We start from the raw sequence: 10,407 nt of genomic DNA on the forward strand, positions 1-10,407 counted from the left end.
TCCCGGTTCTCTCCCACCCGCCCGTCCCGGTTCTCCACCTCCCGCACCTCCGGCCTCTCCCCGGTCCGGGCACCGCTCAGCGATGTCGTGCCGCGCCGCACCCTGGTGGTCGTGGTGGCGGTCGTGGTGCTCGTCGTGCTGGGCGCGATCCTCAGCATGGCCTTCGCCGCCGACCGGCCCGAAGCCGCGCCCGCATCCGGCGTGCCCACCAGCCGCACGGCGCAGCTTTTCCAACACGTTCAAACCGGTCAACCGACCGGCCATGAGCACGTATCGTAAAAAGGCTCAGACTGTCCGTCGCCGACCGAGGTTGACCGAGACGGCTTGGCTGAAAGTCGTCTGCCGTAACGCCGCAAGCCACTGTTCCGTGCGGCCACCTGGCCGATGCCGTGACGCTCATGGGGAGGAGCCGTGGACGAGTACGCCGGGCGGGTGCTGGCGGGCCGCTACCGGCTGCCCCGGCCGCCCGCCGACGAGTTCGAACTCGTGGAAACCCGCGCGTTCGACACGTACAGCGGACAGGAGGTCCTGGTACGGCAGTTGCTGCTGCCCGAGGTCGTGCACGCCGAGGTGGTCGGCGACGAAGCGGCACCGCAGGCCGCCCGGCACGGCGTCGGGGACAGCGCGGAGCGCGCCCTCGAAGCGGCCAGGGCCGCCGCCGCGGTGCCGGACCACCCCGCCCTGGTCCAGGTCTTCGACGTCCTGGTGGAGGACGGGAGCCTGTGGGTGGTCTCCGAGCTGGTCCCGGCCCGCCCGATCGCCTCGCTGCTGGCCGACCGGCTGCTGACCCCGTACCGCGCCGCCGAGGTCGCCGCCGACCTGCTGGGCGGGCTGCGCGCGCTGCACGCGCACGGCTGGGCGCACCGCAACATCACCGCCCGTACCGTGCTGGTCTGCGAGGACGGCCGGGCGATGCTCGACGGACTCGCCTTCGGCGCCGCCCAGGAGGCGCTGTGCGGCTACGACCCGGTGCCGCGCGAGGTGCTGGCCGCCTCCGGCGGTGAGCAGCACGGTGGTTGGGGCGGCCCGGACTCCGCGCTCGCCCTGGAGCGCGCCCGGCAGGCCAGGATCACCGTGGTCGGCCCGGTCACCGAGCGCTGGGCACCGGAACAGGCCGGTCTGGTGCACCAGAACTGGCAGTTGGCGCCGCCCGTTGGCCCGGCCGCCGACCTGTGGGCGCTCGGTGCGCTGCTGTTCCGCTGCGTGCAGGGGCATCCGCCGTTCCCCGAGGAGAGCGCCGCCGAACTGGTCGGCCTGGTCTGCGCCGAGCCGCCCGCGCTCGCCGAGGACTGCGGGCCGCTGCGCCCGGTCGTGGAGTCGCTGCTGCGCCAGGACCCCGCCGAGCGCCCGGAGCCCGAGGAACTGCGCGGCTGGCTGCGCTCGTTGGTCCGCACCGCGCCCGAACCGGACATCGGCTCCCGCATGGTGCGGGTCCCGGCCGGTCCCGGCGACCCGCACAAGCTGCCCGTGGTGCGCCGCAAGGGCGAGCTGGTCCGGCTGCGCAGACGCCGCCCGGCCGCCGACGCGACGGCCGCGACGCCCGCGCACGGCCGCCACGCACGCAGCCGCGGCCAGCGGCCCGGTCCGGCGGACGCGACCGGCGAGACGGTCGAAGTACGCCGCCGCACCGGCCAGTTGAGCCAGAGCACGGGAAGGGCGCCGCACCGGATGGGGTTGCTGCTGGTCGGGCTCGTCCTCCTGCTGCTGGCGGCATTGGTGCTGTACGCGGTGGTGTTCATGCCCAAGGGCGCGGGCGGTGTCTCCAGCCGCTCACTGCCCGCACAGGTCTCCGGGGGCGCGGCAGCGGGCCAGGCGGCGCCCGCGTCGCACGACGCACCGACCCCCACCGACCGTGCCACCCAGCAAACTCCGTCCCTGGGCTCGGACTTCACGGTGCGCGCCGACCCCGCGGGCTTCTCCGTCGCGGTGCACAACGGCTGGACCAGGAGCGCGGGACCCAACGGCGAGACCGCCTTCTCCAGCGGCGGCGACATGATGCAACTGGTCATCGTGGTGGGCCGGGACAGTGCGGCCGACTACGGCACCGATCCGCTCGCCTACCAGGACAGGGAACCGGAGTTGGCGCCGTTCCGGTCCAGCATGTGGTCGTCGGCCGCCGGACTCAAACGGCTGGACGCGGGCGGAGCGGCCGCCGCCGAGGGCGAGTTCACCTGGCGTGACCCCGACTCCGGAAACCAGGTCTACGGCTGCAACCTGGCGATCGCCCGCGACGGCAAATACGACATCGTCCTGCTCACCGGACCCGACGACCAACGCTCGCTGATCTCCGACTACTTCGGCAAGGCGGTGCGGACCTTCCGCGCGAACGGCTGACCGGCGGGGATTTCGACGGCGCGCCCTCCAACGGGTGAACGTCGCCGGGCGGGACGGTCCGCGATGGTACACATCCCGGGTTCGCCCGTCGGCGCGCCGGTTGCTTCCGGCAGCTCGGCCGACGGCCCGAAGTCCGCTGTCAGTCCGGCGAGTTGGGGAGTCCCGCATGTCCACCGAAACGACGGCACCGCTGCGCCTGTCGCCCGCCCGCCCGGCGGAGCGGGTGCCGCGCGACGTGACGGAACACCGGCTCTCCTTCGACGGGTACGGCTATGTGTGCCGGGCGGTCTGGCAGCACGCCTCGGTCACCGAGCCGCTGGTGCTGCTCGGCGGATCGTCCCAGGACCGGTTCTCCTGGACCCGGCACGAGGAGCGGCTGGCCGAGGCGTGCACCGTGGTCACCGTCGACCTGCCGGGGTACGGCGACGCGGATCCGCTGCCCACCAGGTACGGCATCGACTTCCTGGCCGCCGCCGCGCGCCACGCGCTGGACGAGCTGGGCCTGGCCAAGGTCAACCTGATGGGGGCCTGCTTCGGCGGCGCCATCGCGCTGCGCTTCGCCCAGCACTACCCGGACGCGCTGCGGCGGCTGGCGCTCGTCGGCATGACCACTCGGATCACCCAGGACTACGTGGAGACCGCGCACCGCTGGCTGCGGATGCTCGACGAAGGCCGCCGCGAGGACATGGCCCGCGAACTCGTGGCGCGCTTCATGTCACCGCCGGGCAGTGCGGCCATCCCGCGCCATCGGGCCATCTGCCGACTGCTCTACCAGCAGTTCATGGATCAGACGCCGCGCCAGATCGGCATGCTGGTGACGGACCACAACATCCGGTTGCTGAACCACGAGTGGTACCGGCCGGAGCCGGTTCCCCTGCTGCCGGTCCTGGTCTTCACCGGTGAGCACGACACGCTGACCACTCCGTACATGGGCCGCGAGACCGCCGCCCTGCTGCCCGGTGCCGCCTTCCTCACCGTCCGGGGCGCTGACCACCTCGTTCCCATGGAACGCATCGAGGAGTTCACCGACCTCGTGTTGCGCTTCTGCACCGACCGCCCCATCGATCACCTGCCGTACTGCACCCCCGTCGAGTACCCGGAGCAGACCGGTCCGTAACCGGGCAGGCGGCCCCTCGCGCGCGTACCGTGGAAGGAGAGGAGACTCCAACCGTTCTCATCCGGTACGCGAGGAGGACCCCATGGCTGCGGTCCGCGCGGACACCGCCGACGTCGTCGTCGTGGGGCTCGGCCCCGGCGGGGAGGAGGCGGCCGGACGACTGGCCGAGGCGGGGCTCGACGTGGTGGCGGTGGACGAGGGCCTTGTCGGTGGCGAGTGCCCGTACTACGGCTGTATCCCGTCCAAGATCATGGTGCGCTCGGCGGACCTGCTGGCCGAGGGGCGGCGGATCACCGGACACGCCGGTACCGCGATGGTGCATCCGGACTGGCGACCGGTCGCCCGCACGGTACGGGAGGCCACCGCGGACTGGGATGACAAGATCGCCGTGGACCGGCTGGTCGGCCGCGGAGTGCGGTTCCTGCGCGGCACCGGGCGGCTGACCGCCCGGGAGGAGGTGACGGTCGCCGACGCCGACGGCAACGAGACGGTGGTGCACGCCCGGCAGGCCGTCGTGCTGGCGGTCGGCAGCGAGCCCGCGGTGCCGCCGATACCGGGACTGGCCAGGACGCCGTACTGGACCAGCCGGGACGCGATACGGGTGGACGAGGCGCCGCGCTCGCTGCTGGTGCTCGGCGGCGGGTCGATCGGACTCGAACTCGGCCAGGCCTTCTGCCGGTTCGGCACCGCGGTCACGGTGGTCGAGGGCACGCAGCGGCTGCTGCCGCGCGAGGAGCCGGAGGCACACGAGCTGCTGCTGAAGGTGCTGACCGAGGACGGCATCGAGGTGCACACCAGCGCCCGGGTCGAGTCGGTGGACTATCAGGAGGGCACCGGCTTCACCCTGTACGGCGAGCGCGGTGACCGGCTGGTCGCCGCGCGGCTGCTGGTCGCGACCGGGCGGCGCAGCGATCTGGCGAAACTGGGCGCGCTCGCCATCGAGGTGGACGACGAGGCGCCCGCGCTCCCGGTCGACGAGCGGCTGAGGGTGGTCCCGCCCGCCAGCGGTCGGCCCGGGATCTGGGCGCTGGGCGACGTCACCGGCAAGGGCGCCTACACCCACATGTCGATGTACCAGGCGGACGTGGTGGTGCGCGGCATCCTGGGTGAGGGTGGCCCGCCCGCCGCCTACCACGCGGTGCCGCGGGTGACGTTCACCGAGCCGGAGATCGGCGCGGTCGGGCTGACCGAGCGGGAGGCGCGCGAGCGGGGGCTGGTGGTACGGACGGGGCTGGCGGACCTGGCCGCCAGCGCCCGGGGCCTCACCCAGCAGATCGGGAACGACGGGTTCGTCAAGCTGGTGGCGGACATGCTCAGCGGCGTGCTCGTGGGCGGCACGGCCGCGGGACCCTACGGCGGTGAGGTGCTGGGGGCGCTGTCGGTCGCGGTCCACGCCCGGGTACCGCTTTCGGTTCTGCGGGGGCAGATCTGGGCCTATCCGACGTTCCACCGGGCGATCGGCGACGCGCTGGGGCAGATCGGCTAGATCGGCTGAGCGGGTCGGGTGAAGCCCGTTGCGGTTCGGTAGCGCCCCGAAGGGGCGGGGGCTGTGCTCATGTGCGGCTCCGCCGCGCGGGCGTGACCGGCCACGACGGTGCCGCAGCCGATCGACGGCTCATCGTGGCACCTCCAGCGAAGCGCCAGGTGTGGCATCGCCTGCGCCGAGAAGGCAAAAACAGGTTACCGTCGGGTACACAAAAGCCGGTGTGAGCCGTAATCTCGCGTGGCATGACGGACGCGCAGGAGATTTCCGCGAAGCCTGAACAGACACCCGAGCAGACATCCGGCAACCCGGTCGCCCCCGAGGGCGCCCGCGGCCCGGGCGAGGTGGTCACCGCCGAACTGGTCGCCCGGCTCACCCGGGGCGTCGCGGGCAGCGGCCGCACCGCCAACCACACGCCCCTCACCGGCGAGCGGCTCGCCGAGCTGCCGGAGTCGGGCCCCGAGGAGATCACCGCCGCCTTCGAAGCGGCCCGTGAGGCACAGCGCGCCTGGGCCGCCGTACCGGTACGGCAGCGGGCGGCCGTGCTGCTGCGCTTCCACGACCTCGTGTTGCGGCGGCAGTCAGAGGTGCTCGACCTGATCCAGGTGGAGACCGGCAAGAGCAGGCTGCACGCCCACGAGGAGGTGCAGGCCGTCGCCGTCGCCGCCCGGCACTACGGCCGCAAGGCGCCCGGCTATCTGCGCCCCAAGCGGCACACCGGCGTGGTGCCCGCCCTCACCAAGGTCACCGAACTGCGCCAGCCACGCGGTGTGGTGGGCCAGATCGCGCCCTGGAACTACCCGTTCGAGCTGTCCGTCGGCGACGCGCTGCCCGCCTTCGCGGCCGGTAACGCGGTCGTGATGAAGCCCGACACCCAGACCGCGTTGACCGCGCTGTGGGCGCGTGAGCAGCTCATCGAGGCCGGACTGCCGCCCGCCGTATGGCAGGTGGTGATCGGTGAGGGACCGGTGGTGGGCCCGGCCGTGGTGGAACAGGCCGACTACGTCTCCTTCACCGGCTCCACCCGCACCGGCCGCGACGTGGCCCAACGCGCGGCGGCCCGGCTGATCGGCTGCTCGCTCGAACTCGGCGGCAAGAACGCGATGTTGGTGCTGCGCGATGCCGACATCGACAAGGCGGCCGAGGGCGCGATCCGGGCGTGCTTCGCCTCGGCGGGCCAACTGTGCATATCCATAGAGCGGTTGTACGTGCACTCCTCGATCGCCGAGCCGTTCCTAGAGCGGTTCGCCGCGCGCACCCGCTCGTTGCGCCTCGGCAAGGGCCTGGCGTACGGCGCTGACATGGGATCGCTGGTGGGGCAGCGGCAGTTGGAGACGGTCACCCGGCACGTCGAGGAGGCGGTCAGCAAGGGAGCGACGGTGCTCGCGGGCGGCCGGGCCCGCCCCGACATCGGTCCGCTGTTCTACGAGCCGACCATCCTCGACGGCGTCCAGCCGCCCATGGCGGTGTGCACCGAGGAGACGTTCGGCCCCGTCGTCTCCGTCTACCGGTTCGACGACGAGGACGACGCGATCGCCCGCGCCAACGCCACGCCGTACGGCCTCAACGCCAGCGTCTGGACCAGGGACGCCCGCCGTGGCCGCGCGGTCGCCGCACGTCTGAACGCCGGAACGGTCAACGTCAACGAGGGCTACGCGGCGGCGTACGGCAGCGTGCAGTCGCCGATGGGCGGCATGAAGGACTCCGGCCTGGGCCGCAGGCACGGTTCCGAGGGCATCTTGAAGTACACCGAGGCCCAGACGGTGGCCACCCAGCGCGTCCTGCCGATGGCGCCCTCTTTCGGCATGACCGACGAGGGCTACGCGGCCTTCATGACCCGCAGCCTGAAGGCCCTCAAGCGCCTCCACGTCCGCTGACTCCCTCCCGGGGAGGGTTTGTTCTCCGGGGGCCTTGGAAACGGCCCCCGAAACCCCGCTGGGGGTCTGGGGGGTTGGGGGCGAAGCCCCCAATAGTCCCTGTTCGCTTATCTGGAAGGACGGTTGGCGTGGCTGAGGAGTCCCATCCCTACGACGTGATCGTGGTCGGGTCCGGGTTCGGCGGATCCGTGGCCGCCTTGCGGCTGACGGAGAAGGGGTACCGGGTGGGCGTCCTGGAGGCGGGACGCCGCTTCTCCCGGGAGACGTTGCCCAAGACGTCGTGGGCGGTGCGCGACTACCTGTGGGCGCCCGCCCTCGGGCTCTACGGCATCCAGCGCATCCACCTGCTGGGCAGCGTCCTGGTGCTGGCCGGTGCCGGGGTCGGCGGCGGCTCCCTCAACTACGCCAACACCCTGTACGTACCGCCGGAACCGTTCTTCACCGACCGCCAGTGGGGCCACATCACCGACTGGCAGGAGGAACTGGCGCCGTACTACGAGCAGGCCAGGAAGATGCTGGGGGTACGGCTGAACCCCACCCTCACCCCGTCCGACGTCCATCTGAAGGACACCGCCGAGAGAATGGGGGTGGGCGACACCTTCCACATGGCGCCGGTCGGCGTGTTCTTCGGGGACGGCGAGGACGCCGGGGGTTCGGCGAAGGTACCGCCGGGCACCGAGGTCCCCGACCCGTACTTCGGAGGCGCCGGACCGTCCCGCCGGGCGTGCGTGGAGTGCGGCGAGTGCATGACCGGCTGCCGTCACGGCGCCAAGAACATGCTCACCGAGAACTACCTCTACCTGGCCGAGAAGGCCGGTGCCGTCATCCACCCGATGACCACCGTGGTGGGCCTGACCGAGGACCCCGAACACGGCGGCTACAAGGTCGCCACCGTCCCCACCGACCAGCGCGGGGCCACCCCGACGGTGCTGCGCGCCCCCCATGTCGTACTGGCCGCGGGCACCTACGGCACCCAGACCCTGCTGCACACCATGCGCGACCGGGGTGAGCTGCCCCGGATGTCGGCGAAGTTGGGCGAGCTGACCCGCACCAACTCCGAGGCGCTGGTCGGCGCGCAGACCACCGACCGCCGCTACCGCGCGCTACACGGCGGCGACCGCGCGGACTTCACCCGCGGGGTGGCCATCACCTCATCGATCCACCCCAACGACACCACGCACATCGAACCCGTCCGCTACGGCAAGGGCTCCAACGCGATGGGCGTGCTCTCCGTGCTCCAGGTGCCGTACGGCGGACGGCTGCCGCGCTGGCTGTCCTACCTGGCCAACAGCGTCAAACACCCGACGCTGACCGCCCGTTCGCTGTCGAACCGCCGCTGGTCGGAGCGGACCATCATCGGCCTGGTGATGCAGACCCACGACAACTCCCTGACCACGTACCGGAAACGGAAGGGCCTGGGCAAGGGGTTGCTGACCGCACGGCAGGGCCACGGAACGCCCAACCCCACGTACATCCCCGAGGGCGCCGAGGCCGCCCGGGTGCTGGCCGAGCAGATCAACGGTTTCCCGGGCAGCACCGTCGGCGAGATCATGGACGTGCCGATGACCGCGCACTTCCTCGGCGGCTGCCCGATCGGCGAGGATCCGGAACACGGGGTGATCGACCCGTACCACCGCCTGCACGGCTACCCGGGCATCCACGTGGTGGACGGCTCGGCGGTCTCCGCCAACCTCGGCGTCAACCCCTCGCTGACCATCACCGCGCAGGCCGAGCGCGCGATGTCGCTGTGGCCCAACAAGGGCGAGCCGGACCCGCGTCCGGCGCAGGGCGAGGGCTACCTACGGATCTCACCCGTCGCGCCGCGGCAACCGGCGGTGCCCAAGGACGCGTTCGCGGCGCTGGTGCTGCCGATACCGAAGGTGCCGCCGAGGACGTGAGAACGCGGCCGGGACCAAGGGGAGTTGGTCCCGGCCGCGCCCATGTACGTGCGTCAGGCGGCGGAGCCGCCCTTGCGGCGCCGTACGAAGAACACCGCGCCGCCACCGAGCACCACAGCGGCGGCACCGGCTCCGGCGATCGCGGGCAGCGCGGACGACGCACCGGTGTGCGCCAACTGACCGCCCTTCGCGGTGTCGTTGGACGCCGTCGAGGCGGGCACCACCTCGTTGGCGCTGGCCTTCTGAGCGCTGCCCGGCGCGGTCTTCGGCGCCGGGACCGGAGCCTGTCCGCCGGTCTGCGGCTGCGGTACGGAACCGGTGGTCGGGGTGCCCGGCGCCACGATCTGGATCCGGTAGGCGGCGGCGCTGGCGGCCACGCAGTCGTACTGCCTGTCGAGGTAGAACCCGGCGCCGAGGGTCAGGCCCTTGCCGAGCGGGGCGTTCTTCTTCACCTCCAGGCGCATCGGCACGTTGAAGTGGGTGTGCGCGGGCAGCGTGCCCCAGCCGAAGTAGCCGACGGAGTGGCCGGAGCCGTCCGCGACGTCCGCCCACTGCCTGGTCCTCGGGTGGTACGCCTGCAGTTCGACCTGGCTGGTGGTGAAGGCCTGGGTCTCCTTGGCGGCCGGGCCGACGCCCGCGAACAGGTTGATGTGCGTGACGCTGGCCGACGTCGGGTTGTCCACCGTCAGGGTGAAGGCGTGCCAGCCGCTGCCCCGGGCGATCCGGCCGGGCAGACCGCTGATGGCGGTGCGGATGGCGGCCTTGTACTTCGGGTTCTGCACGACACAGACGCCCGGCTCGGTGGGCGCGGTGGCCGGCGTCGCGCTCTGCGTGGTGGCGGTGCGGGTGACCGGTGCGCTGGACGCGGGCGCGGTGGCGGAGGGGGTGGCCGAGGCGGGGGTGCCCGTGGCGGCGCTGGGGAGGGGCGCGGCGGTGGTGGCGGCGAACGCGTTCGGTGCGCTCAGCAGCGCGGCGGGGGCGATGGCTGCGGTCGTGGCGACCGCGGCCAGGGCGCGGCGAAGCTTCATTGAGACCTCTTCTGGGTCAGCAAAGGACGAGAGGCCGTCGCGGTGGTGGGGGGCGGCTCGCGGTGCGGCAGGCGCTGATCGTAAGGCCGTGTGGATGTTGTATGACGGCGGAACTCACAGCCGCCACAGAGCCGCTTCTGCGTGGTACACGGCCTAAACCTGCGAATCCGGGCAGTTGCCCACGCCCGTGCCGGTTTTTCGGTGATCAACGTCACAGTGGTTTGCTTGCGGTAGGGTGCATCGGTACCGCCTCGCGGAGCGTTTCTTCGCCGCTTCGCAGAGCGGTCGGCCCCAAGCGTCCCCGGGACCGACCGCCTGTTTTCAGTTGGGCGACCGGGCTGCTGTCCCCTGCTGACCGGTCCCCGGTGACCGGGGCGAGGTCCCACGACGTGCGATCAGGCACGCCTCATCGCCCCGGTAAATCCACCCAGCTGCGCCTGGGCGGTCTCCACGCGTGGTAGTTACTACTCCCGACCGCACCTGGCTGGAACGGACACCGGGTCCAACGAACCGCGTCCTGGGCGGTCACGCGCCGTACGGGTGATGTCCGAAAAGGTGCTGGCGCGCCTTTTCGGTGCGTGCTTCCCGGGTGCGCCCCGGCGCGCTGGGTGCGCGCTCCCGCGCGGGCGGTTGCGGGTTGCGGATTGCGGCTGCGCTGCGGATTCGTGGG

6 protein-coding genes and 1 pseudogene are annotated in these 10,407 nt (G+C 72.2%); 6 read left to right on the plus strand and 1 reads right to left on the minus strand.

Annotated elements, in window-relative coordinates; all coding sequences use genetic code 11:
* From NON19_RS32515 to NON19_RS32540, 6 genes and pseudogenes are all read left to right on the plus strand, one after another.
* A pseudogene (locus NON19_RS32515) lies at positions 1–279 on the plus strand (hypothetical protein); the annotation flags it as partial.
* A 132-nt stretch (positions 280–411) separates the two neighbouring features.
* Entirely contained in the window at positions 412–2,334 is a 1,923-nt protein-coding gene (locus tag NON19_RS32520) for a serine/threonine-protein kinase (protein ID WP_255932877.1), read from the plus strand.
* Positions 2,335–2,500: 166 nt separating this feature from the next.
* Complete coding sequence (locus tag NON19_RS32525) at positions 2,501–3,451, plus strand: alpha/beta fold hydrolase (protein ID WP_255932878.1); 951 nt, start codon at positions 2,501–2,503, stop codon at positions 3,449–3,451.
* An 82-nt stretch (positions 3,452–3,533) separates the two neighbouring features.
* Positions 3,534–4,937, plus strand: a complete 1,404-nt coding sequence (locus tag NON19_RS32530) for a dihydrolipoyl dehydrogenase family protein (RefSeq protein WP_255932879.1) — start codon at positions 3,534–3,536, stop codon at positions 4,935–4,937.
* Between the two features lie 242 nt (positions 4,938–5,179).
* Positions 5,180–6,811, plus strand: coding sequence for a succinic semialdehyde dehydrogenase (locus tag NON19_RS32535; RefSeq protein WP_255932880.1), 1,632 nt, complete (start codon positions 5,180–5,182; stop codon positions 6,809–6,811).
* A 128-nt stretch (positions 6,812–6,939) separates the two neighbouring features.
* Complete coding sequence (locus tag NON19_RS32540; RefSeq protein WP_255932881.1) at positions 6,940–8,709, plus strand: GMC oxidoreductase; 1,770 nt, start codon at positions 6,940–6,942, stop codon at positions 8,707–8,709.
* A gap of 53 nt (positions 8,710–8,762) precedes the next feature.
* On the opposite strand, the gene NON19_RS32545 is transcribed toward NON19_RS32540, so the two are convergent.
* Positions 8,763–9,737, minus strand: coding sequence for an LAETG motif-containing sortase-dependent surface protein (locus tag NON19_RS32545; RefSeq protein WP_255932882.1), 975 nt, complete (start codon positions 9,735–9,737; stop codon positions 8,763–8,765).
* Positions 9,738–10,407 lie beyond the last annotated feature (670 nt).

This window comes from Streptantibioticus rubrisoli, from assembly GCF_024436055.1.
Taxonomy (GTDB): domain Bacteria; phylum Actinomycetota; class Actinomycetes; order Streptomycetales; family Streptomycetaceae; genus Streptantibioticus_A; species Streptantibioticus_A rubrisoli.